The organism is Mycobacterium sp. NGS56 (genome assembly GCF_059812425.1).
Map to the genome: position 1 here is coordinate 107,202 of NZ_JCALCQ010000001.1, position 24,304 is coordinate 131,505.

The window sequence follows — 24,304 nt, forward strand, 5'->3', positions numbered from 1 at the left end:
CTTTGACCCCTTACTCGTTGGAGCCGATCGGCTCGATGACGATGCTGCTGCGGGCGTCGACCGTTGCGCGCTGGCCCTGACGAAGGACGACGGTCGTGTCGATGAATTCGATGATGGCCCGGCCGGTCACCCGATCACCGGGCCGTAACCGGCCACCGTCGTAAACCGGCGTGCGCCGGGGTGTGGTATCCACCTCGTACCAGACGACTTCGCGCCAGCTGGCCGGCTCCACGTCGACGGGCTCACCGGCGTCGGTTGCGATGAACTCGTGCTCGGTGACGCTGGCGCGGGCGGTCACTCGTAGCGACGTGATCATGAATCCGGCCGCTGGGTAACCACTTCCGCGGCCGAAGAGTAGCTCGTACTCCCGCTCAAAAGCAGCGATCAATTGATCGACTTCGGCCTGCCTGTAGATCCCTTCAGGGGCAGGGATTCTCAGCTCGTTTACCTGCTGGCGATAGCGCAACTCCACGAAACGGCCGAATTGGACATCGGCGTCAGCAACCGAGGTGGGAAGCACGGCTCGGACCTTGCCCTCGAGCTGTGACCATGCGTTATTAAGTCCCTCGGGATCGAATGGCGAGGGCATGAGCAATGCCATGTCCTGCACGATCAACGCGTCGGCTGCTGCTACGCCGAACGCCGACCACCCGGCAGCCAGGTCGCCGAGCGGAACGACCGTCGTCGAGATGCCGAGCTTCTGCGCGACCATTGGACAATGCGTCCCGCCTCCCCCGCCGAACGCGTACATGACACAGCCGCGCGGGTCGTACCCCTGTTGTGTGCTGGACAGCTGGATCGCGTCGGCCATCTGATCATCAACGATCCGCATGGCAGCCGCGGCCGTCTCGACGGCGGTGAACCCCAGCGGCGCTCCGGCGCGTTCGAGCGCCGCTGTCGCCGCTTCCGTATTCAGGGAAAGTGCGCCGCCGAGAAAGTGTTTGGGGTTGAGGTAACCCAGCACCAGCGCGGCGTCGGTCACGGTCGCCTTGTCGCCGCCGCGCCCATAGGCAGCCGGTCCTGGAACTGCGGCGGCACTTCGAGGCCCTACGCGCAGGCTGCGGGTGTCCTCGTCGAACGCGACGATCGACCCGCCGCCGGATCCGATCGACCGCACGTCCAGAGTCGGCACGAAGTACTCGTACTGGCCATATCTCGTCGTCGTTCGCGTTACCGGCTCGCCACGACGGATTACGCCGACGTCGAACGTCGTGCCGCCGACGTCACCAGTCAGCACATTGATGTCGCCAGTCGCTACTTCGATGTCGCTGGAGGCAGCCGCGCGCGCGAGCCGACCCGCACCGATCAGCCCGGCCACCGGGCCGGAGCCGATGGTCAATAGGGGCATCCGACGAGCGTGAGCAATATCGATCAGACCGCCTGCACACGTCATGATGGACAGCGACCCTGGATAGTCCAGGGCGGCCAATTCGTCCTCGAGGCGCGCAAGGTACTCGCTGGTGACCGGACCGATCATCGCGTTGATCAACGTCGCCACGGTGCGTTGGTACTCACCGACGCGGGGCACAACCTCGGAGCTGACCGAAACGAAGGCGGTTGGCGCCTCATCGGCGACGATACGGGCAAGCGCCCGCTCGTGGACCTCGGTGGCGGTCGACCACAGCAACGCGATAGCGAACGCCTCGACCCCGTCGGCGACCAAGGAGTGAATCGTTTCGCGGGCTCGGCCCTCATCGAGGGCCATGATGATCTGTCCATCGGCTGCAACCCGCTCGTCGATCTCGACGACGAGCGACTTCGGCACCAATGGCTCGGGCTTGTAATGCCCTGCAAGGTGGGCGATCTCGTGTGCATGGGATCCGACGAGCCTCTCGCCGGCACGCATCATGTAAATGGTGTCACGGTGCCCAGCTGTGACCAGTAGCGCGACTTTCGCGGTGCGCTTCTCCACGAGGGCATTCGTGCCGACGGTGCAGCCGTGCAGGATCGCATCGGTGCGGGCGAGCAGGTCGGTGTGCGAGAGCCCAATCCGGCTTGCGACTTCGCCGATCGATCCAATGAACCCCCGCTGAAACTCTGGCGGGGTCGACGACACCTTGCCGATGGCAACATTGCCGACTGGATCCACGGCAACGCAATCGGTGAACGTGCCACCGATGTCGATGCCTACCGTGTAGCCGCTCACAGGAACATGATCTCGTTAAGGGCAGGCTCGCAGCGGCGGGCGATTTCCACTGTCATCAAGATCTGGCAGCTTGGACAGCAATACCGCCGCAGCACCATATCCTCGTCGAGAAAGAAGCTGGGGTCTTCAACACGGGGCAAGATCTCCACGCCGGTCTCACTGATCAACAACCCGTCTTTGTAGCTGGCTCGATAGTCGGAAAGCACCGTGTCGCAGCGCGCGCAGGCAAGCACCCTTCGGCGGCTGCCGTCGTCACGCGCGGTGACGTGCTCGTGCACGGATCGCGGCGGCTCACCCGTTGCGGCCGTGATTGATTCGTCACTGCGGTGCCCGAACCGCTCGGCGACGGGCGTCCAGGTGCGCCGCTCGGAGCGGATCTCTTCGCGACGTGCAGATGTCGCCTCGTCGTCGACACGACCGTCGTCCCCTACCACGACGCCATATAGGTCGAAACTGGCCGTGGCCGAAACGTATCCTCCGGCAACATCTTCGGCGACCCTGTCCGGTTCACGCTCGATCGGATCCCCGTAGCCACCGCCGCCACAACAGACCATCTTCATCACATCACCGTTAGCAAGCGGTGTGCCGTTCGACTTGGTCCGCAGGCGGTGGTACCCGCCGTAGGTCAGTTCGGCGACCGACCGGGGCATGTGCTGAGCCTTCCAATGCTCAGCCACGTCCGTGGCGCCAAACACGTGGTACTGCGCAGTGGGAGACGGCAGGCCGCCGAATAACCCCATCGCTTGATTCGTCGACACGCCCTGGCCGCCGGCATTGGTGATGGCTTCCACCTGCGCGGAACGGTAAGGGGTAAAAGCTACTTCGATGCCCACCCCACCGCGATAGCGCCCTGGGCCGCCAGTGTCGGTGGCCTCCGTCCGGTACATCATCAGCATCGGGTAGTACTGCTCGGTGTCCTCGACGTTCGGCATCTTCGACATCGGCGCGATGACGAGGCCGGCGGTGTTGATGCCGTCGGAGTGGGCGCGCGAACCTCCGCCGGCACCAACCGCTTCCAGCACCGCCGTTCCGAAAAAGTTGCCGCGATCGTCAGCGCCGGCGAGAACGAGCAGCGGGTGATCGGCGCCGCACACGACAAGATCCTGCTTCAACTCTGGATCGCAAGCCATCAGCCGGGCCAAGGAGTTCTGCACCCGAACGAACGAGCTGATGATGTTCATGACGCCGCCGCTGACCGCCGCGGGATAGTCACAACAAGTCAGCGTTCCCGGCGACGGACGAAAGTCGATCTGGCGGTAGGCCCCGCCGATGGAGAACGTGTGTTCGTGCAGCAGGGTCAGTGCCGAGAGCCCCAACACGATGCCCATGAAGTTGACGAACGTGAACCCGTTGGGGCCTATACCCTGGGCGTCGGTGCCTGCGTTGTCGACGACGAGCCGATCGCCGCGTTTGGTCAGGTTGAACTGAACCCGGTGGGTCTTGCGATCCCCGGGCATCTCCTCGTCGAAGTAGAAGACGTCGCTGACCGTGCAGTCCGGGATGCGCTCGAGCTTGCGTGCGAACGCGAGTTGCGCGTTGTCGAGGATCCTTCGCATCGCCGCCTTGACGACTCCCGCACCGAATTCGTCGCACGTCTCCTGCAGGCGGCGGATGGCGAACTGGCAGCCGGCCAGCTGTGCCCGCAAGTCGAGCGCGACCATATCGGGCACCCGCGACTGACGCCGGTACATCTGCTCGAGATCGTCACGCAGCACACCACTCTCGATCAGCTTGAACGGCCGGAACATGACCGGATCGCTGTACACGTCGGGCGCGTTCTGCGGCCAGCCGCCGGGGACGATCCCGCCGAGGTCGTACTGATGAGCGGCGTTGGACACCCAGGCGAACAACTCGCCATCGATGAACAGCGGTGCGGCCACGCAGACGTCCATCTGGTGAGACGCACCGATCCACGGGTCGCTGGCGAGGTATACATCGCCGTCCTCGATGCCCGGCGCGTCGCTGAAGTGTTCCATCAGGTAACGGACGACGAGGGGCGCGCCAGCGTTGAGATACTGAACGAACGGCGCGCTCATGACGGCCTCACCGTCCTCGGTGAGGATCGACATGTTGAAGTCGAGGCCTTGGAACACCGGTGACCCCGACATCCTCGTCAGCGTGTCGCCGTGTGCAATATTGATGGTCCACAACCGATTTCGCAGCACCTCGAAGGTCACTGGGTCGATGTCATCCGCGGCTTCGGTCGCGAGCTTCAACTTCGGCGACAGTCGGGTCTGCCAGTCATCCCGTGGCCGATAACTGTGGACCAGACCGTCCCAGACGAAATCCTCGACGCTCGCGCCGGTTGCGGTCACCGGATCTCCATTTCGCCGAAGTCCGGATAGCGCATGAGCCTGAAGATGATCCCCGGTGGGTATGGGGACATGACTGCCGAGGGAGCGCCGCCCTGGCCCTGGTAATAGCTGTCGGCGCGCGGATCGCTCCAAGCCTTGGTCTTCTGCCGCTCGAACACTTCGGCCATGTATTTGCGGTAGGCCCGTTCGCTGACGTCGATTGACTTCTCGTCGTTGTTGATGAGACGGTCGATGCACTTCAGCGCGAATTGGGTGGCAAGCTCCACCCACGGACCGGGAGTGATTCCGCCAATTGTGTTCGGGCCATGCAGCATCCACAGATTAGGGAAGCCGTGCACCATGCAGAATCGGTACGCACACGTGCCGGTACGCGCCCACGTCTGCTCCAGCGTCGTTTCCCGGCCGGTGACGCGCATCGGGAACAGATAGTCGTTGGCACGAAAGCCGGTGGCGTAGACGATGATGTCGACATCGTGCTGCTGTCCGTCGACGGTCTTGATGCCGGTTTCGTTGACCTCGGCGATGGCCTCGGTCACCAGGGTCACGTTGTCACGGTTCAGGGCGTCCAACACGTTGTAGTCAGTGTCGACGAGAACCGGGCGGTGTGACCACACCGGGTAGTCCGGGGTCATCTTGGCCCGCAGCGTATCGTCGGGCAGTTTCTCGGCCAGGAACTCGATCGCGTTGTCACGCATTTGCTTGTTGAACTCGCTGATCGCCTGGGGATCTGCGGTGTAGTCGGGATCGCGATCTGTGGTGATGTCCCAGCCGCTGGTCACATCCACGCCGCGCAGCCGCATGAAGTTCTTGTGGAATGGGAGGTTGCGCTCCAACCACATCACCTGCGGGGGGTACGGCGCGCGGTAACCGGGGATTCCGAACACCCATGACGCTTCCTTTTGGAACACGACGACATGTTCGGCGGTCAGCGCCAGTTCCGGGACCATCTGGTATCCGGTGGAACCGGTCCCGATCACGGCGATGCGTTTGCCGTCCGGCTTGACTTCCTCGGGCCAGCGCGACGAGTGCCACGACCGCCCCTTGAAGTCGGCCATCCCCGGTATCTTCGGCATGTTGGGCTGGCACAGGAAGCCGACTGCGGTGATGACCGCGTTCGACTCGATCGTGCGGTCACCGTTGGGGCCGCTGACGTCGATCTTCCACTTGGCCAGGTCCTCATCCCAGGTGAGCGCGCGCACCTCGGTGTCGAACTCGATGTGATCGCGGATGTCGTGTTCGTCGGCGACCCAGTCGAAGTAGGCCTGGTTGTGCGCGCGTGGGCAGAACGGGTACTCGAGATCGACGTTCGCGCCGAACACGTGTGTGTAGGCCCGGCTTGGCGAGTCGACGCGGGCCCCCGGATACCGATTGCGGTACCACGTGCCGCCGACGCCGCCGTCCTTTTCGAGGTGCGTGTAGGGAATGCCTGCCCTCTTGAGCATCACCGCGGCGTTGAGCCCGCCGTAGCCGGCACCGATGACCGTCACCGAGAAGTCCGCGAGCTTGGCGGGATCTGGTGTCTGAGACCACTTGTGGGCACGCACCCAGGGGTCGAGCCCCAACTCCTCGACGAGCATGGCCATCTGGTCTGGCCCCGGTTTGTTTCCCGTCGCCAGCCGGATCGACTCTTCAAGGCGATCGAGGGGGCCGATGTCGAGGCGGCCGCCGCCAGAGTCGCGATAGGACTTCAAGAACGCCACGGCTTTGCGCCGAACCAGCGCGATGTCGTCCTCGGAGGCCGGAATCGCCGCTTCAGCGAACATGACCTGAGCGCGCAGCGTCTTCACCTGGGTTTTGAGCTCCTCGTCGCCGGTGAGCTGATAGAGCAACCCACGCAGGACCAGTGGATCGGCGAACTGAACGATGTCCTCGAGCTGTTCGTCGGTCGTCTCGAGAAGCTCGGACCGCGCCTGCTGCGCGATGCTCACCATTGCCCTCCCAACATCACTGGCACTCACCGCCGTCGTCCCGGCCCCGAAACAACTCCGCCGGGAACGCGGCGTTCTTGCGCAGGGGCCACTCGGGGCACCGCTTCTCCACGAAGGACGCCATCCCCTCGGGAAAGTCGGCGCTGCCGAGCGCCCAGTCGTACAGCTTTTGCTCCAGCCGCGCGTGCGCAGACAGATCGGCCGATTCGAGCCCGCGATACACCAGGCTCTTGGTGACCGCCGCGGCGACCGGCGAGACGTTGCGCACGATGTCGTCGGCGATCTCTCGCGCGCGGTCCAACACGCGATCGGCGGGGTGGGCCTCGTTGGCCAAGCCGATTCTGACCGCCTCGCGACCGTCGAAGATGCGGCCGGTCAGCAGCAGTTCCATGGCGTTGGTGGCCCCGACAAACCGAGGCAGGATCCAGCTGGCCCCGAATTCGGGGGTCAATCCGCGCCTGGTGAAGACGAAACCGAGCTTCGCGTCCTCGGCGGCGATTCGGATGTCGAGTTTCATCGGCAAGGTCATGCCGACGCCGACGGCTGCGCCGTTGATCGCGGCGATCGTCGGCGTGCGCATCTCCCAATAGGGCCGATCCGTCGCTGGCCGAAAGAGCTCCCGCAGCGCGGCGTCGCTGGTTTGGTCCTCGTCGAGATCGGCTCCGGCGCAGAAGGCCCGCCCGGCACCGGTGACGATGATCGCGCCGATATCGTCGCGTACCTCGAATCCCGCAATCGCATGGCCCAATTCGGCTTCCATGCGCCGCGTCCAGGCGTTCATCCGGTCGGGCCGGTTGAGCACCACGGTCGCTACGCGACCGTCCTCCTCGGTTCGTACCGTCTGGTAGGTCATTGCGCCGGCGGACCGCCATCGGGCTGAAAACGGAACAGGGCCTGGCCGTCGTCGCCGGTGGGCATCACTACGCGGACCGGGCTTCCGATCGTCAGCGCTTCGGGATCGCAGCCGACGATGTTGCTCATCACCCGCGGCCCCTCATCAAGCTCGATGTAGGCGATCACGTAGGGCACCACGTCACTCCAACCGGGAAGGCCGCTCTTGCGTACCACCGTGTAGCTGTAAATGCGTCCGCGTCCGCTGGCCTCCTGCCACGCCGTGTCCAGGCTGCCGCACGCGGGGCAGAATCGACGCGGATACCAGATCCAGGCGGCGCAACCGTTGCAGCGGGGCAGCACGAAACGGGATTGTGTGAGCGCCTCCCAGAATTCACGGGTCTCCGCCGTCACGGTGGGCGCCCCAACCGGCAAGCTTGCCGCACTCACGGGAGCCTCCCCATGATCAGTGTGGCGCTTCCCATCCGGGTACCGATCGAGCCGCCGGTGCCGTGCGCCAGCGCGAGCTCGCAATCGGGTACCTGGACTTCGGAGTGCGCCTCGCCGCGCAGCTGCCGCACGGCCTCGATCACCTTGGTGACTCCGCCGCGATTGCTGGGGTGGTTGTTGCACAAGCCGCCGCCGTCGGTGTTGAAGGGCAACACGCCGTGCGGTGCTTGGAGTGCGCCGTCCTGCACGAACTTGCCGCCTTGTCCTTTCGGGCAGAAGCCCAGGTCCTCGATCGCCACCATTGCGGTGATCGTGAACGAGTCATAGATCGACACGTAGTCGATGTCTGCGGGGGTGACGCCGGCCTCGGCGAACGCTCGAGGACCCGACTCCACCGCCGCGGTGTAGGTGAGGTCGACGCCGCCGTTGTCGGTGTGCTTGATCGCCTCGCCCTGCCCGAGCACTGTGACGCAGCGATCGCCGAGATCCTTTGCGACAGAAGGGTCGACCACGACGATCGCCCCGCCGCCGTCGCTCACCACGCAGCAGTCCAGCCGGTGCAGCGGATCGCTGACCATCGGCGACTCCACGACCTGCTCGACCGTGACCGGATCCCGCAGCATGGCGTTCGGGTTGTATTGCGCGTGGTGCGCCGCGGCCACCTTGACCTCGGCCAGTTGTGCCGAGGTCGTCCCGAACTCGTACATATGCCGTTGCGCGGCAAGGGCATATGCGGGGGCGATACCGAACATGCCCCACGACTCCTCGAAGGTCGTTTCGGGAGATGGCTCCGCGGGGGCCGGCATGCCCTGCGGAGCGCTGCGCGGACGGCCCGCCATCGTGATCAACGCGACCCGGCACTTACCGGCCGCGATCGCGGCCGCGGCGTGGCCGACGTGCACGATGTAGGACGATCCGCCGGTCTCCGTGGAGTCGACATAGTGGGGTTTGAGCCCGAGGTACTCGGTCATCGAGATCGGGCCGAAGCCCGCGGTCGAGTCGCAGAAGTAGCCGTCGACGTCGGCCAGCGTAAGACCGGCGTCCGTCAGCGCGCCCACGGCGACCTCGGCGTGGATCTGGGCCGTCGTACGATCGGGGATTTTCCGCAGCGGGTGCTCGAAAACCCCCGCGATACAGGCCTTTCCACGAATGGACACCGTCTCTCACCGACCACGCGTAATCGGCAGCTGCACGGCGGCAGTGCCGATAGTCGTCTTCGCCCCTGCGGGGCCCTCGCCCCAGATCTCGAGTTCAACCGTGGTTACGCCGTCGCCCGGAGAAATCGCGCTCACCTGGCCCTCGAGCCGGTATGCGTCGCCGGGGACATCGGTACCGCGGTAGGACACGTCGACCCGTTGGACGAACGCGTCGGGGCCTGCCCACGTCGATACGAGCTCACCAAGCCACGCCATCTTCAAGTAGCCGTGGACGATGACACCGGGCAGACCCGATTCGACGGCGACCGCGTGGTCGTAATGGATCTCGTAAAAATCGCCGGAGGCTCCTGCGAACATGACGAGCTGGCGCGTCGTCGGCTGTTTGGTGACCGTCGGAAGCCGATCGCCGACAGCCACGGTCGTCGGGTCCAGGGTGCGCGGCGGCACAATCGCCTCAGGCCTCGGAGCGGCTTCCTGCTCGGTCGCGGTGCTCATCTCTGAATTCCGGTGCCGGTACCGATCGCGACGAGGTGGCCGTCACCGTCGGTGTATCGCGTTCTTCCCTGGAAGATCAGCATGCCGCCACCCTTTCCCTGCTTTGCTTGGACGTCGGCGTATTCGGCCTGGCCGATGATGACGTCTCCAGGCCGAACCGGTCGGTACGACTCGAAGGCACTTCCGCCGTTGAGCTTGATGGTGCCGAAGTCGATGTCGGGCGTGGGCAGCGGCGGCAGCAGCAGGCAGAGAAATGTGGGAGGGGCGATGATGCCGCCCCATCTAGTCGCCCTGGCGAATTCCTCGTCGTAATAAAGCGGGTTGGTATCCCCGATCGCTTCGGCGAAGCGCCGGATCGTGGTGCGCTCGACCGTCATGGCGACCGCGGGCCCGACAAGCCCGACGTACTGTCGGGCCTTTTCAACCGCCTGTTCGAGGGTCATGATTCGACCGACCGGTCTGTCGACATAATCGGCATTTCATCACGTTGAGGGCAGAGGGTCAAGCTGCCGGCCCTGGTCTCCGCGGTGTCCACGCGGCCTACTTTTCCGGGCCGCGGCCCGGCGGAAGGCCGCTGGCCCGACCCACACCGGCCAGTGGCCATTGCACGTGCTGGACGGTGAAGAACTCCGCGAATCCGGCCTCACCCCTGTCGAATCCGATGCCGCTCTCGCCGACACCGCCCCACGGGGCGTCGGGCCGGTCGCCGCCACCGCCGTTGAGGGTGGCGGTTCCGGTACGCAGACGGCGCGCGACACCCATCGCGTCGTCCGCCGGTCCCCAGATGTTCGCGTTGAGCCCGTAGCGGGTGCCGTTGGCCATGGCCACCGCCTCGTCGACGGTGTCGTATGGCATCACCGCGCCGACGGGTCCAAAGAGTTCCTCCTGGCAGATTTCGTCGTCGTTGCCGACGTTGCCGACCAACGCCGGTGCCATGAAGAATCCGGTCTCGGCGTCGATGGGCTTGCCGCCTGCCACGATTTCGGCGCCCCGATCCAAGGCGCGATTCACGTAGCCCTGAACGCTGTCCACCTGGGATCGGCGGATAAGCGGTCCCAACACGGTCGACGGCTCGAACGGATCGCCGACCACGACCGTGTCCATGAAAGCGGCGGCCGCGCCCACAAAGCGCTCGTAGTCGGCGCGCGGCACGAGCGTGCGGGTTGTCGCCCCGCAGGCCTGTCCACTGTTGCGGGTGAAGCGCAGGATCGACGGCGCCGCCGCGGCCTCCACGTCGGCACCGGGCAGCAAGATGTTCGGTGACTTGCCTCCGAGTTCGAGTACGACCTTCTTCAGTCCGTCGGCGGCTTGACGCATGACCTGTCGGCCGACAGCCACCGACCCGGTGAAGGTGACGAGATCGACGGCGGGATTCTCGGTCAGTGCGCGCCCGACCTCGGCTTCGCCGATGACGACGTTGACGACGCCGGCAGGTAACTCGGCCTCTTCGACGATGCGGGCGAAGGCGACCGCCGCCAGTGGCGTTCGCGGCGATGGCATGAGCACGGTCGTGCAGCCGGCAGCAAGGGCGCCGCCCACCTTGAAGGCGGTGATCAGCTGCGGGGTGTTGTACGCCGTGATCGCGGCCACCACGCCAATCGGATCGTGGAACAGGATGCTCGTCGACAGGACCGGAGAATGATGCAGGCCGATCCCGTTCTCCCAGCCACCACGCGGGCCGCGGATTGCGGCATCGGCGAACCACTCCCAGAAGTTGATGGGGAGATCGGCGTGCATCGCCTCGCTGAGCATCCGCGGCGAGCCAACTTCGAGCATGCCGAGTTCGACGAGATCGTCACGGTGTGCACGCAGGCGGTCGATAAGGCGATTGATCGCCGCCGCGCGATCACGCGGACGCATCCGCGGCCACGGTCCTTCGTCAAAAGCCTTGCGTGCCGCCATGACCGCCTCGTCGACCTGACTGACAGTGGTCGTCGGCACCCCCGCCAGAACCTGCTCGGTTGTCGGGTCGATGGCGTCTATTTGGCTGTCGCCTCCGCTGAGCCAGCAGCCGTTGACGTAGCCGGCAGGGGCTGCGACTAGGTCACGAACCCCTTCGGACATCCGTGTCTTAACGGCAGACATTTCGTCGCGCTCCAAACCTGATGTCAATCGGCCAATTGCCATCCGACCAGTCGGTTGGACATTACCATATTGCGCAGACCGTCAGGTTGCTGTGATCGTCACCGGCGTATCCCGGCAATATGGCGGCGTGGCAGACACGGATAGAGGGCAGCATGGCCGGGATGAGCTCCTCCGCAATAGGCCCTCACTGCCACCCGACGTCTCGGCGCCAACGGGGCAGCCAACAGATGCGCACTCCATCGAAGCGAGTGCCGTGGGAGATCAGGAGACGGTCATGAGCCAACCCGAATTGTACTACGACCCTTTTGATTTCGACATCGACGACGATCCTTATCCAGTCTGGAAGAGGATGCGCGACGAAGCCCCGCTGTACCGCAACGACAGCTACAACTTCTACGCGCTGAGCCGCTATGACGACGTTGCCCCTGAACTCACCAACTGGGAGGTTTACCGGTCAGGCCGCGGGACCACCTTGGACATCATCATGAGCAACATAGAGTTTCCGCCGGGAAGTATCCTCTTCGAGGACCCGCCAAGCCACAATTACCATCGTCGGGTCGTCTCACGGGTTTTCACCCCGCGCCGAATGGAGGCGATCGAGCCACTCACCCGGGACTATTGTGTGCGGGCACTGGATCCGTTGATGGGCACCGGGCGGTTGGACTTTGTCGAGGACATCGGCGCGACGGTCCCGATGCGCACCATCGGTTACCTGCTGGGCATCCCCGAAGAAAACCAGGAGCAGATCCGCGACCGCGGCGGCCGCATCCTCAGCCTCAGCGATGGCGCATTCAAGCGGGTTGCCGAAGACTTCATGACGCACAGCTATGCCCTGTTCGCCGACTACATCGACTGGCGGATGGAGCATCCTTCCGACGATCTGATGACGCAGCTGTTGAACTCCGAGCTCGAGGATGAGTACGGGACGCGACCACTCACGCGTGATGAGGTGCTGTGCTACGCCAGCGGCATCGCCGGCGCCGCCAATGAGACGACGACACGCCTGATCGGATTCATGGGCCAGCTGCTTGCCGAGCACCCGGATCAGCGCCGCGAGGTCGTGGCAAACCCGTCGCTGATCCCCAGCGCCATCGAGGAGGTCTTACGTTACGAGGCGCCATCCCCGGTGCAGGCGCGCTACGTCGCCCGTGATGTCGAATGCCACGACACCCTGGTTCCCCAAGGCTCGGTCATGTTGCTGCTCAACGGATCAGCCAATCGAGACGAGCGAAAGTATCCCAACGCCGACACATTTGACATCCATCGCGGCGCCGCGCATCTCAGTTTCGGCCATGGATTGCACTTCTGCTTGGGTTCGGCCCTGGCGCGAATGCAGGCCAAGGTGGTGCTGGAAGAGGTAATCAAGCGCTGGCCGGACTGGGAGGTTGACTACGCCAACGCCGTCAGGGCACACACGACGAGCGTGCGGGGATGGTCCAAGATGCCCGTGTTCACGGGCTAGCCCGCAGCCCCTCGCCGCCACCGGCGACCGCAATTATCGACCGTCCGGACGGTCGCCTATGGTTGACGCATGGCCGCTGAATCCGTCGACCACACAGCTGTCACCAACCGCCCCGCAGCACCCTCTGCCGGTAACGGGATTGAGGGTCAAGTCGCGATCGTTACCGGCGCGTCCTCCGGCCTCGGTAGGCGCTTCGCGAAGGTGCTTGTCGAAGCCGGCGCGCTCGTGTCGATCACCGCACGGCGCGCGGACCGTCTCGAGGAACTGCGTTCCGAGCTCGGCCCCGACCGCATCCACGTCGTGGCCGGCGACATCAGCGACGAGGCGTTCCCGGCTCAGCTCGTCAGGTCGACCGTCGAGCGCTTCGGTCGGCTCGACATCCTGGTCAACAACGCGGGGACGGGGTCGATGGTGCGTGCCGAGGAAGAGTCGACCGAACACTTCCAGCAGGTGATCAGCACGAACCTGGTCGCGGTGTTCGTCTGCTGCCGGGAGGCGTACGGACCGATGCGCGACAATGGCGGCGGCAGCATCGTGAATGTCTCCTCGATGCTCGGACAGATCGGCATCGGTCGCATCCCCCAGGCCTCCTACTGCGCCTCCAAGGGCGGCGTCGCCAACCTCACCCGGGAATTGGCCGCCCAGTGGGCCCGCAGCGGCATCCGGGTCAATTGCCTTGCGCCGGGCTGGTTTCCGACAGAGATGACAGCTGCGATGATGACCGACGAAAAAAGTCTCGCCTTCATCGACCGCACGGTGCCGATGCGACGTGCGGGCCGAGACGACGAACTTGACAGCGCACTCTTGTTCCTCGCCGGCCCCGGAGCCAGCTACGTTACCGGGCAGACGCTCGTCGTCGACGGCGGCTACTCCGCGATCTGACGGCGTGCGAGTTGAGGACCAGCAACAACATCGGTGCGCAGTCGGGTGAGTCTCGTCGACTTGATGAGCCAATCTTCGCCTTGCTTTTCATACGTCTCGTGGTAATGCCCAAAACCATGCAGCTCCGTGCCATCCGGGAAGCGGAGCAAGTCCTCCATCGCCCAGATGCCCCTCGCTGTTGACGGCGACAGCACATCGATCTCAGGGGTGTGGCACTGGTGGACAGTGACCACCTCGCCGAGCGTCGGCACGAGCATGGCGAGAAAGGAATCGGCCCCGGCGATCACGGCCCCGGCCGCCTCCGTCGAGTCTTGGCCCTGGCCGGGCACTGCTTCCCCCGCGAGTTCGAGGTCGACGGTGACGTCGTCGGTGAAGAGCTCGCGGTAGCCGTTCCAATCCTTGGTGTCCATCAGCCGACAGTACCGGGCCTTCAGGCGTTTGATCGCTTCGATGTCATCCATCCGAAGTTCCGTCTCCGAAACAGCGGCCAACGCTAGGTGAGGATGCCGCGCCGCTTAAACGTGTCGCGAATGCCGTCGCGCCAATGGATTTCGCACTTGCCGATGAGCTTCTCCCGGCGGGTGTTGTCCGAGATGAAGCTGTCGAAGCTGACGGGACTCTCAACATAGGTCGCGGTCACTCCGGTCAGCTCGGCGACGTAGTCGCAGATTTCACGATCCGAAACCGCTTCATCGCCGGCCCAATTCACGATCGTCGCCGGAACGGTGGCTGCTTCGAGCAGTAAGTGGGCCTGGCGGGCGATGTCCTCGCCGGCGATCGGGGAGCTCATGTTCGACGAACCCACGGGAACCGGCACCGGTTGGCCCTGGGACATGAGGTAGTAGTACGCCACCGGCAAGCCGCCATGACCGGTCCAGCTGTACCCGACGTTCATCCTCGCAATGGTCGTCGGCAGATTGAGGATCCGGCATGCCGACCGGACCGCCCCTTCGGCCGCCAGCTTCCCGACCGCATAGGAGTCGTTGTAACTGGCGGATCCCCCGAGTTTGTCAGTCTCGCAATACGCGTGGTTGGGGTGGTCCTCGTGCTCGTGGTACATGCAGAAGCTCGACACAAACAGGAATGCTTCCGCGTTCTCGCAGTGCTTCATGAGCAGGCCGGAAGACTCGGCGTTACGGTGGATGGAATCTTCGTGTTCGACGGCCGGGTAGATGGCCGAGTGAACCACGTGGGTGAAGTCATCGGGCAACGGCGACATGTCACCGTCACTCATGTCCCACGTACACGTGTGCACGCCCATTCCCTCAAGCTCGGCCTTTCGCGCCGGGTCGCTGAAGCGCGCGGCGCACCAGACCTCGTTATCCCTGGCGAAGTCCTCGACGATAGGGCCTGCAATCTGCCCGGTTCCGCCCGTGACCAGAATCTTCTTGCCTGTCAGCACCTTTGCTCCTCTAAAGTGTCAAGACGGTTCTGTAGTTGTGGGCTAATCCCGATGTGCCAGCGGGCGGACCGGCGCGTCCGCCACGTGACGGCCGACGACCATCGGGAAGTCGAGGATGGTCCTGATTCCGGGCTCGGCAGCGCACACTGGGGCGATCGAATGCACGGCGTGCATCGCAGTGGCCAAGCAGGCCTGATTGGCTTCGTCGTCACCGTGGATGTCGATCTTGGCCTCCACCAGCAACGACGGCGAACCCTCGACCATCAACTTGAACCCTCGTCCGTCCGGCCACTCCGGAGCGGCATCTGCTCGCAGCCGTGTGACGTGCTCTCCGGTGATCATCGGCTTGCCGTTGACGACGGCCGTTGCCGAGAACTTCATCGCGGCTACGGTTCCCGCCTTGATCGTCCCTGCCGCGATCTCGAAGTCCTCCTTGGCCAGCCATGTCTGCCGGTCATACGCGAACCTCTCGATGGTGGCGTCGATGCCGGCAGCGATGAGCGAGAGCGGCGCATGGAAGAACGCCCCCATAACTTCGGGCCTGGTCCACAGGGCCTCGTAATCGGGAGCCATCCCGAAACCCATGTTGTTGAAGAGCATTTCGGCGTTGTCCCAGTGGGCATAGTTGAGAATCTCCTGGTACCGGATCGAGTCCAGCCGGTAGATGCACGACAACATGGTCAGGGGCAGCACCCCCGACGCCCAGCCGGGGTTGAATCCGGTGCCGTGAAAGCTCGAATTGCCTTCGGCACAGGCCTTTTCCATGCGCTCCACGGCCTCCGGGCCCATGACGGCCGGATAAATCAGAGGCGACACCGCGGTGGATACCACATTCTTGCCCGACGCCAGGATGTCGCAGATGTCATCAAGGCCGCCCATGGGATTGGTCTCGGCGTCTGCCATGTAAACGACGCAGTCCGCGTCGAGTGCCAGGATCTCGTCGCGGTTCTTGGTCGCCTTGACGCCGATAGGATCGAGGCCGCAGATCTCACCGACGTCCTTGCCGTGCTTGTCGTCGCTGTAGACGCGCGCCCCGACCACTTCGAGATCCGGATCCTCGATCATGGCGGTCAGGGAGAACTTTCCGACGAACCCCGTCGCCCACTGCACTACCCGAAGCATCGAACATATCCTCCATCGATAACCGGTTGAAACCGACTTCGGCAGGCCAGCTACTACAACCGCACGTTCGCCACTGCGCGCTGCCATAACTCCACGTGTCAGATTAATTTAAGGATAATAAATTATGATTTTAATCACCATAGATAATTCTTGTCAAGGAACTGAACCCGGCACTGAGTGGGCGCGGCGCTGTCCGATAGAAGGCCGACGCGACCCTCGTGTCTGATCAGCGGAACCGATAAATCGACCAGAGCAGGCGACCGTGTAGCGACGAACGAGACCAACGGTGCGCCACGCGCCGACGGATGTGAAATGCCAACGCCGCCAGGCGATCGGGATGCCTGCACGCGCGTGGGAAGGGGTAATCAGCTGAGCCGACGAGCCGCTAGCTGACTTGGGATTGAGCCTGTGCATAGATCAGTCGGCGCTGTGCGTCCGCGGAGCCGAAAAGCTCGTTGCCCGTGACCCACTTCTTCAGATACCGGTGTGACAAATTCTCCCAGGTAAAGCCGGTCCCGCCGTGAAGCTGAATGGACAACTTGGCTGCCGATCGCAGCGCTGTGCCGGCCGACGCCTTGGCGATCCTGGCGAACATGAGGGCCTCCCCCAGGCCGCCATCAGAACCGTCGACGGACGTCGCGTCGGCTCGTCTAGCGGCACGGTAGACGCTCGCCCGAGCCCGCTCAAAGTCAACCGCGGCATCGACGACGGCGTGCTTGAGGGCTTGGAAAGTGACGATCGGTTGGCCGAACTGCTGCCGCAACAACCCATATTCGACCATGCGCTCAATGCACGTACGCGCGGCGCCAACCATCTCTGCCGAGAGCAAGATCGCCCCGAGCATCACCGCCTCGGTGAAAGCGCGTTCGGGAACGGGTAGGTACGTGCACTCGACGCCGTCGAGCACTAGGTGCCCGATCGCCCGCAAGGTGTCCGCGCTTGGGACCTCGGTCACCGAGATCCGGTCGACGGCCGTCGCCGAATCGATGAGCGTGACGCCGAACCCGTGATCCCGTTGCGCAGGCACCGCGAGGAACGGTTCGCCCACCAGCCCCGGCACATAGGTGAATCGAGCCCACGCGGTGTCGCGTATCACCGAGGCCGGCGTCACGTCGCGGATGTTCCACCACGAGTCCACCCCCGGCCACGCAAACACGAACGGACGAGGCTCCTCGGCGATGCGCCGCAACCAAAGGTCCCGGTCCGAAGCCTGGACGACGTTGAGCATATGTGCCGACATGCAGGCACCAAGGAGGTCATAGGGAGCCAGCCCCGCACCCAGTTCCTCGGCGGCGACCGTCGCATATTCGAGGGTGGCACCAAGGCCACCATGCTCTTCGGCCACGAGAATTCCGCCGAGGGCCATGTTGCGGTGGATATCCGCGTTGAGCTCGGCCAGTTTGCCTTGCGCGCTATCGGGAAAGTCGCGCAGTACATCGTTTCGCCACAGCCGAGCCAGCATTCCGCTCGTGGACGCGCGGAACTCTCGCCGCTCGTCACTTTCGCGATAGCCCGCAGCGATGTTCTTCGTCACCTCGTCGCCTCTTGTCGGGAACCGGTTGCGTTGTGAATGGCGAACGCTTCGCGTGCCCCGGCGTCGTCCGCGCCCAGCACTGGGGCGGGGCGATAGCCAGTCCGCGCGCAGCCCGCCACCTTCCACGGCAGGGTGATGATTTCGGCCGGGCCCACCACCGGATGATCGGCGCGCAGGAAGAATTGGCGAGCACGCAACTGCGGGTCGGTCACCACGTCTGCGGTCAACCTGACGAAATACACGGCGAGGCCCGCCTTTTGCAGTGAGGAGACCGCCGCCTCGGGATCCTCGCTGACGGCGCGGGCCACGACCGCATCCACGTCGCCGTCGGAAACCTGCTGCCCGAGAGCGCCGGCAACGCGCTCGCCGTCGCCCTCGGAGAACGAGAGCGCGACGGTACGACCGTCTGTGGTTTCCACAAGCAGATCCCGGGTGGCCTTGCCAACCTCGCGGTGCAGATGGCGCAGTTTTACCGCTACGGTCTCAGCCATCGAAAGATCAACGCGCTGTTCATCATTCGCACCGCCGAGGTACCAGGCCGCGGCGAGCGTGGCCACCCAGATCGCTGCGGCGTAATCGGCTAGCGCGCCGATCAGGTAGACCCTGGATCCAACTGCCTCGTGGATCGCCTCGGTAAGACCCGCGTAGGCGTGCACGTTGGGTGCATAGCCCCGGAAGTCCGCATGCGGTCCGCTGCGGCCGTAGCCCGAGATCGACGCCGCCATTCCCCCGGCTCCACTGCCCACCGTTACCGGACCGGTCCCAAGGCGCGCCAGCCGGCTCGAGCCGACGTTCTCGATCAGCAGGTTCGCCCAGCCGAGCGCCAGTCGAGCGATCTCCGGATCCTCACCGACGCCCTCGGTGACGCTGCGTTTGCAATAGTTCGCGCACATGAAATACGCCGCACGTTCGAGGCCGACCTCACCGTCGGCGAAGGGACCGTTGCGTCGGTAGACGTCGAGTCGGCCTTGATCCTCCAGCCGCACCACCTTCGCGCCCATCGCTCCCAAGATGGAGCCACTGAGCGGACCGGCGAGCACATTGGTTACCTCGACCACCCGCAGGTCATCCAGGGTGCGCTCGGCCGGCCCTTCGCTAGGCGGGGAGGCCGCCGGGTGACGGGCAATGACGGCAGGGACCGGCGGGACGGCGGAGTCGAATCCGCCGCATCGGGCCGTCCAGTCCCGCTCCTGGAATTGGTCGGAAGTGTTGACCTCGGCGACGGTGCGCACGGCGGTCGCAGGAACCCCGTTGGCCTGCATCAGTCGTTCACACTCGACCTTGGGCCGAGTGGCAAGCCAATCTTGCACCACCGAATTGATGGTGTCCCCGTTGGCGACTCGGTCGGGAAGCGTCGGATACAGCGTGATCCACTCCGGTCGCCCGACCACCTCGGCGACGCGGGCGAATTGGTGGTCGTCGATGACGATGATGTTGATCAACCCGTCCGCGCATTCGAACACGCCCGCGGGCGCCGAGTAGCGGGCCGCACCGCCGGCACCACCGCACCGATACAAAATGTGAGCAAGCTCCTGCTGCACGGAAGAGAACGCGGTGGCCTCCTGAGCAGACAGGTCCTGGTGCACGGCGATCCCCTCGCTGCGGCTCAGCGAAACTCCGTGCAGCGCAGAGAGAACCGCCAGCAGCCCCGTCGCCTGCAGCGCCTGCTCACCCGGCATTTGATGGAACCGACCCTCGCCGTCGGTCAGCGCCGCCAGCATGCCGCCGGCCGCCGCGCACACCAGGTCGGAGCCCGGCAAACCGCCAGCCGGGCCGTCAAGCCCGAAGGCCGAGACGCTGACCCACGTCCCGGGGCGGCCGGAGTGACGATTCTCAACCCAGTGGGCAACCTGCGATAGGTACAGCTCGTCGGTCCCCTCGGCGACGCGGTCGCAGATGACGATGTCCGCGGCGTCGGCCCCATAGGTGACGGTGGCGACGTCAGCGCCCAGACTGAGGAGCGTGTCGCGCGCCGTGAGGGCGACTGCGCCATGGCCAAGGACCACACAGTGGAAACCGGCGAGGTAGTCGACTCGGGAAGTCATTTGCGGCCGATCCCAAGGAAGGTCGAAGCGATGATCTCGTGCTGAATCTCATTGCTGCCGCCTGCGATCGGCATGAGAAACGAGTACAGGTAGTCCTCCCAGTGTGTCCACGCGCCGACGTCGGGCCGGTGCGCGGGGGCATCCAAGCCCAGCAGATTGACTCCCACCTCGGACAGCTCGACACCCAGCGCGGAGCTGAAAAGCTTGAAAACCGAGGGCATGTGGGGCGACATTTCGGCCCGGGTTCTGGCCTCGGCCATCTCGTAGGCCATCGCCCGCGCGCCCTCGACCTTCTCGATAAGGCCGCCGAGACGGACCACATCGGCGTCGGACGCGTATTTTTGCGCCCCGGCGACGAGGTCGAGTAGATCGTCGAGCATTCGCCGTAGCTTGGCGGCCACGCCCGGACCCCCGCGCTCGTGCTCCAGCAACGCCCGCGACACCGCCCAGCCCTCGTTCTCGGCACCGACGATGTTCTCGACAGGCACCTTCGCGTCAACGAAGGATTCTTGGCAGAACGTCACGACGCCGGTCATCGCGACCGTCGGCGTCATCTCCACGCCGGGCGTGTTCGCCATATCGACTAACAGCAGACTCAGGCCGCGGCTGCCCGTCGAGCCTTCGCCTGTGCGACACAACAGAATCATCCACGTCGACCGCATCGCGTGGCCAGTCCACACCTTGCTGCCGTTGACGACGTAGTGATCGCCATTGCGGACTGCCGTCGTGCGCAGTGAGGTCAGATCGGATCCCGCCTCGGGTTCCGAAAACCCTTGGCACCACATCGTATCCACGGAAGCGATGCCAGGGAGGTGGCGCTGCTTCTGCTCCTCGGTACCGAAGCGCAGCAGGATCGGCGCCAACATGTCCAGACCGTTGACATTGACCAGCGGGATGCGTCGATATGCCAGTTCCTCGCGGATCAGCATCTGATCGACGTCGGTCAGGCCGCGGCCACCCCACTCTGTGGGCCAGTGCCCGATCAGCCAGCCATCTTCGGCCAGCCGGCGATTGAACTGATGCAGCCACTCGTATTCCTCGTCGCTGGCCCACTCCGCTGTCAGGTCAGCGGCTACTGCGCGCTCTTCCGGAAAGTTCTCGTCCAGGTAGACCTTCAGCTGGTCCAGCATCGCGCGCTGGGCGTCACTTAGCGGAAATCCACTGGTCAGACCTCGCACGTGCCCTGTCCCTTCGCTCGGGGCGTCCTCGAGCCGTCAAGATTGAACATCGACGTTCATGCGTAGAGCGTCGCCCCGGCCGGCGTCAACGTGAATCCCTCGTAGTTGTTGTCGGCCACGCTGTCGCAGGTCTTCCGGTAGTTCCCCACCCCCGCCAGGTAGGCCATGAAAACCCGCGGTTTGCCTGGGACGTTCGCACCCAGGTACCACGAGTCCGCCTTGGTCATCAGCGTCTTCTCCGCGAGCTTGCTGACGAGCTTCACCCAGCTGTCCTCGGCATCCGGCCGCGCCTCGATCGTGGAGATCGAGTGCTCGCGGAGATAACCGATGCACGCGCTGATCCAATCCACGTGCTGTTCGATCGAGACGATCGTGTTACTCAGCACCGAGGGGCTGCCGGGACCGGTGATCGTGAACATGTTCGGGAAGCCGGCGACCGCGAGCCCAAGGTAGGAACGCGCACCGTCGGCCCAGTGATCATTGAGGGAGATGCCGCCTCGACCCCGTATGTTCATCCGCAGCAGCGAGCCCGTGAAATTGTCGAACCCGATGGCCAGCACGAGGGTGTCGAAAGGGTACTCGGCCTTCGACGTGCGAATGCCGTTCGGCAGCAGAGTCTTCATCGGCTCCTTGCGCAGATCGACGAGCGATACGTTGGGCCGGTTGAAGGTCTGGTAATAGTTCGTGTCCATGCACGGCCGTTTGGCACCGAACGGATAGTCGGTCGGCATCAGCGACGCAGCGACATCCGGGTCCTTGACGATCGTGCGGATCTTCTCGCGGACGAATTCCGCCGCGGTATCGTTGGCCGCCTCGTCGACCATGAGATCGGTGAAAGCGCCCAGCAATTCGTTGACCCGGCCCACCCGCCATGCACCCTCGTAGGTGTTGCGGCGAGTCTCTTCATCGACCTCGAGTGCCGCCGCGGTTGGCCTGTGACCGGCGGTCCCGAAAGTCGTCCAGCGCGACTCCTCCCGGTACTGCTGGTAGCGCGCCTTCATCTCCGCGCGCTCCTCCTCGGTGTACGGGCGGTTCTGCGCCGGGATGGTGAAGACCGGCGTCCGCTGAAAAACGGTGAGCTGTTTTGCCTGCTCCGCGATGATCGGAATCACCTGCACGCCCGAGGATCCCGTGCCGATGACAGCGACCCGTTTGCCGGTGAAATCCACTCCCTCGCGCGGCCATTCGGCAGTGTGGTAGCGCTCCCCTGTGAACCTGTCCAAGCCTTCGATGTCCGGTAACTTCGGCGCGGAGATGCAGCCGACGGCGGTCACCAGATACGGTGCCGTCCAGCGGTTGCCATGCTCGGTGCCGACGCGCCAACGCTCGGCATCCTGATCCCAGTGCGCCGACTCCACTCGCATGTTCAGGTGGATATCGCGACGAAGGTCGAACCGATCGGCGACATGGCGGATGTAGCTCAATATCTCGGGTTGAGTCGCGTAGCGTTCCGACCAGTCCCACTCTTGTTCGAGTTCCGGTGAGAACGAGTACGAGTACGCGAGGCTCTCCACATCGCATCGGCAGCCCGGATACCGGTTCAGATACCAGGTCCCACCGATGTCGTCGGCTGCGTCGAGCACTACCACCGACAGACCCATTCCGCGCAACCGATACAGCGCATAGAGGCCGGCAAATCCCGCACCGATGACGATGACGTCGGCTTCGCCGTCGACTCTGGGGTTCTCACCGTTTTGAGCCGCGGTGTTGCTTGACACCATGATCTCTGTCTCCCTAAGTGCGCTGCCGGTGCCGCGGGAGCTCTGGTCCCGAGGACCATCAAGCGCCTACCCATTCCGGGTATTCGACCGTCTGGTCGGTCTAACATAACATGGATGCGGCCGCCACCGGTCACCGTTACGCGGGCCGCAATCGCCCCCCGCCCCGCGGCGACGAAGGAGTCCGAGATGCAAGGGCAGGAACCGCCGGACCAGCGCAGCGCCGCATCGCCGGGAGTGACGTCGCGCGCCGCCGTAGCGTTCGAGCCCGGCGCCGAGCTCGCGATCGTGATGGTCGACGTCGCAGCCCCCAGCGAGCGCGAGGTGCTGGTCAAGTTCGAGGCGGCCGGCATCTGCCACACCGACCTCAACTTCGCCTCCGGCGCCTTTCCGCACGCGTTCCCTGTCATCTTCGGCCACGAGGGGATCGCTCGTGTCGTGTCTTGCGGAAGCGCGGTCACGAGGTTCGCGCCCGGCGACCGTGTGGTGCCGTTCGTGATCCCGCACTGTGGGACCTGCGCCTACTGTCGCTCCGGGCGCACGAACTTCTGCGCGGAATTCCAGCGCACCTTCCGCGACCCGCAGCTGACGCGGTTCTCGTCCGGTAAAAAGCCGATCGCCGACTTCTTCGGCGTCGGCGCATTCTCGGAGTACAGCGTCATGCGCGACGACCAGATCGCAAAAGTCAGTGACGCGCCTCCCGCGATTCCGACCTGCTGCATCGGGTGCGGGGTTACCACCGGACTGGGCTCCGCGCTGCTCACCGCCAAGGTCGGCGAGGGTGATTCGGTCGTGATCTTCGGCGCCGGTGGCGTCGGGGCGGCCGCGATCCAGGGCGCGGCGCTGGCGGGGGCGAGCCGCATCATCGCTGTCGACGTCAACCCGGCAAAGGAGGAGATCGCGAGGCGGTTCGGGGCCACCGACTTCATCAACGCCAAGCAGGTGGACGCCGTGGCCCGCATCATCGAGCTGACCGGCGTGGGGGCCGATCATGCCTTGGAGTGCGTCGGAAGTGTCGAATTGACCAAGCAGGCCTTCGCCTGCGTCAGTCTCGGCTGGGGACAGGTCGTATCGGTCGGCATGATTCCCGAGAGCGCGCCGCTCGGCATCTCTCTGAACACGCTTCGCAACCGCACCTGGCGGCGGTCGCAGATGGGAAGCGCGACAGTCGAGGACGCTGCGCGCTACGTCGACTGGTATGTCGAAGGCAAGATCAGTCTTGATGACGTTGTGTCGCACACGATCTCGCTGGAAGAGATCAACGAGGGCATTGAATTGATTCACCGCGGCGAGTCCGCCCGCGTCGCGATCGACTTTTCACGTGAGGGCTGAGGGTTCGCATCCCGACTCCTGCGCCAGCCCCTCGATGCGCAGAAGCACATAGGTCCACGCGACGAGCCACGGGAAGAACGCGACAGAGGGTATACCGAACGCCACGATGCCGTTCCACGTCAGCACCCCTGCCGTCGCAGTGCCCGTGAACAGGCCGGGCACGCTGAGTAGCGCCACGACCACGTTCAACCACCCGAGCCAGCGGGGGAACATCCGCGATCC

General features: G+C 64.6%; 20 protein-coding genes. 3 read left to right on the plus strand and 17 right to left on the minus strand.

What is annotated here, in order from left to right; translation table 11 throughout:
* Positions 1–10: 10 nt before the first annotated feature.
* The 9 genes from AC5Y4F_RS00530 to AC5Y4F_RS00570 all read right to left on the minus strand — a co-directional run bounded on the left by AC5Y4F_RS00530 (position 11) and on the right by AC5Y4F_RS00570 (position 11,407).
* A complete protein-coding gene (locus AC5Y4F_RS00530) occupies positions 11–2,146 on the minus strand; it encodes a hydantoinase/oxoprolinase family protein (RefSeq protein WP_499994545.1) in 2,136 nt (711 codons plus the stop codon).
* The gene (locus AC5Y4F_RS00535; protein WP_499994547.1) at positions 2,143–4,461 is read right to left on the minus strand and encodes a hydantoinase B/oxoprolinase family protein; all 2,319 of its coding nucleotides are present in this window, start codon (positions 4,459–4,461) and stop codon (positions 2,143–2,145) included. Before AC5Y4F_RS00535 ends, AC5Y4F_RS00530 begins: the two co-directional genes overlap by 4 nt.
* Positions 4,458–6,392, minus strand: coding sequence for a flavin-containing monooxygenase (locus AC5Y4F_RS00540; RefSeq protein ID WP_499994549.1), 1,935 nt, complete (start codon positions 6,390–6,392; stop codon positions 4,458–4,460). Before AC5Y4F_RS00540 ends, AC5Y4F_RS00535 begins: the two co-directional genes overlap by 4 nt.
* A gap of 13 nt (positions 6,393–6,405) precedes the next feature.
* On the minus strand, positions 6,406–7,242 hold the full coding sequence (locus AC5Y4F_RS00545; protein WP_499994552.1) for an enoyl-CoA hydratase-related protein: 837 nt from the start codon (positions 7,240–7,242) through the stop codon (positions 6,406–6,408).
* Entirely contained in the window at positions 7,239–7,670 is a 432-nt protein-coding gene (locus AC5Y4F_RS00550; RefSeq protein WP_499994554.1) for a Zn-ribbon domain-containing OB-fold protein, read from the minus strand. Before AC5Y4F_RS00550 ends, AC5Y4F_RS00545 begins: the two co-directional genes overlap by 4 nt.
* Complete coding sequence (locus AC5Y4F_RS00555) at positions 7,667–8,827, minus strand: thiolase family protein (RefSeq protein ID WP_067939553.1); 1,161 nt, start codon at positions 8,825–8,827, stop codon at positions 7,667–7,669. Before AC5Y4F_RS00555 ends, AC5Y4F_RS00550 begins: the two co-directional genes overlap by 4 nt.
* A 6-nt stretch (positions 8,828–8,833) precedes the next feature.
* Positions 8,834–9,322, minus strand: a complete 489-nt coding sequence (locus AC5Y4F_RS00560) for a MaoC/PaaZ C-terminal domain-containing protein (protein WP_067939550.1) — start codon at positions 9,320–9,322, stop codon at positions 8,834–8,836.
* Positions 9,319–9,765, minus strand: coding sequence for an FAS1-like dehydratase domain-containing protein (locus AC5Y4F_RS00565; protein WP_082947793.1), 447 nt, complete (start codon positions 9,763–9,765; stop codon positions 9,319–9,321). Before AC5Y4F_RS00565 ends, AC5Y4F_RS00560 begins: the two co-directional genes overlap by 4 nt.
* A gap of 97 nt (positions 9,766–9,862) precedes the next feature.
* Complete coding sequence (locus AC5Y4F_RS00570) at positions 9,863–11,407, minus strand: aldehyde dehydrogenase family protein (protein WP_231986468.1); 1,545 nt, start codon at positions 11,405–11,407, stop codon at positions 9,863–9,865.
* Positions 11,408–11,681: 274 nt separating this feature from the next.
* Between AC5Y4F_RS00570 and AC5Y4F_RS00575 the strand changes: the two genes are divergently transcribed.
* Together AC5Y4F_RS00575 and AC5Y4F_RS00580 are read left to right on the plus strand one after the other, a co-directional pair.
* Positions 11,682–12,869: a cytochrome P450 gene (locus AC5Y4F_RS00575; RefSeq protein WP_067939543.1), complete on the plus strand. Its 1,188-nt coding sequence runs from the start codon at positions 11,682–11,684 to the stop codon at positions 12,867–12,869.
* 69 nt (positions 12,870–12,938) lie between these two features.
* On the plus strand, positions 12,939–13,751 hold the full coding sequence (locus tag AC5Y4F_RS00580) for an SDR family NAD(P)-dependent oxidoreductase (RefSeq protein ID WP_082947792.1): 813 nt from the start codon (positions 12,939–12,941) through the stop codon (positions 13,749–13,751).
* Here AC5Y4F_RS00580 and AC5Y4F_RS00585 read toward each other — a convergent pair.
* The 7 genes from AC5Y4F_RS00585 to AC5Y4F_RS00615 form a co-directional block, all read right to left on the minus strand.
* Positions 13,736–14,212 carry a nuclear transport factor 2 family protein gene (locus AC5Y4F_RS00585; RefSeq protein ID WP_499994558.1) on the minus strand — a complete coding sequence of 159 codons (477 nt, stop codon included), beginning with the start codon at positions 14,210–14,212 and terminating at the stop codon, positions 13,736–13,738. The two genes, AC5Y4F_RS00580 and AC5Y4F_RS00585, sit on opposite strands and share 16 nt — an antisense overlap.
* A 32-nt stretch (positions 14,213–14,244) precedes the next feature.
* Entirely contained in the window at positions 14,245–15,153 is a 909-nt protein-coding gene (locus tag AC5Y4F_RS00590) for an NAD-dependent epimerase/dehydratase family protein (RefSeq protein WP_082947791.1), read from the minus strand.
* A gap of 42 nt (positions 15,154–15,195) precedes the next feature.
* The gene (locus AC5Y4F_RS00595; protein WP_499994561.1) at positions 15,196–16,275 is read right to left on the minus strand and encodes an NAD(P)H-dependent amine dehydrogenase family protein; all 1,080 of its coding nucleotides are present in this window, start codon (positions 16,273–16,275) and stop codon (positions 15,196–15,198) included.
* Positions 16,276–16,660: 385 nt separating this feature from the next.
* The gene (locus AC5Y4F_RS00600) at positions 16,661–17,809 is read right to left on the minus strand and encodes an acyl-CoA dehydrogenase family protein (RefSeq protein ID WP_067939537.1); all 1,149 of its coding nucleotides are present in this window, start codon (positions 17,807–17,809) and stop codon (positions 16,661–16,663) included.
* Positions 17,806–19,854: a CoA transferase gene (locus AC5Y4F_RS00605; protein ID WP_499994569.1), complete on the minus strand. Its 2,049-nt coding sequence runs from the start codon at positions 19,852–19,854 to the stop codon at positions 17,806–17,808. Before AC5Y4F_RS00605 ends, AC5Y4F_RS00600 begins: the two co-directional genes overlap by 4 nt.
* Positions 19,851–21,032: an acyl-CoA dehydrogenase family protein gene (locus AC5Y4F_RS00610; RefSeq protein WP_499994571.1), complete on the minus strand. Its 1,182-nt coding sequence runs from the start codon at positions 21,030–21,032 to the stop codon at positions 19,851–19,853. The genes AC5Y4F_RS00605 and AC5Y4F_RS00610 overlap by 4 nt, the downstream gene beginning before the upstream one ends.
* 56 nt (positions 21,033–21,088) lie before the next feature.
* Positions 21,089–22,753 carry a flavin-containing monooxygenase gene (locus AC5Y4F_RS00615; protein ID WP_067939529.1) on the minus strand — a complete coding sequence of 555 codons (1,665 nt, stop codon included), beginning with the start codon at positions 22,751–22,753 and terminating at the stop codon, positions 21,089–21,091.
* A 114-nt stretch (positions 22,754–22,867) separates the two neighbouring features.
* On the opposite strand from AC5Y4F_RS00615, the gene AC5Y4F_RS00620 reads away from it, so the two are divergent.
* Entirely contained in the window at positions 22,868–24,082 is a 1,215-nt protein-coding gene (locus AC5Y4F_RS00620) for a zinc-binding dehydrogenase (RefSeq protein ID WP_082947790.1), read from the plus strand.
* Here AC5Y4F_RS00620 and AC5Y4F_RS00625 read toward each other — a convergent pair.
* Positions 24,068–24,295 (minus strand): hypothetical protein, encoded by a 228-nt coding sequence (locus AC5Y4F_RS00625; RefSeq protein WP_156750219.1) that lies wholly within the window; start codon positions 24,293–24,295, stop codon positions 24,068–24,070. The genes AC5Y4F_RS00620 and AC5Y4F_RS00625 overlap by 15 nt on opposite strands.
* Positions 24,296–24,304 lie beyond the last annotated feature (9 nt).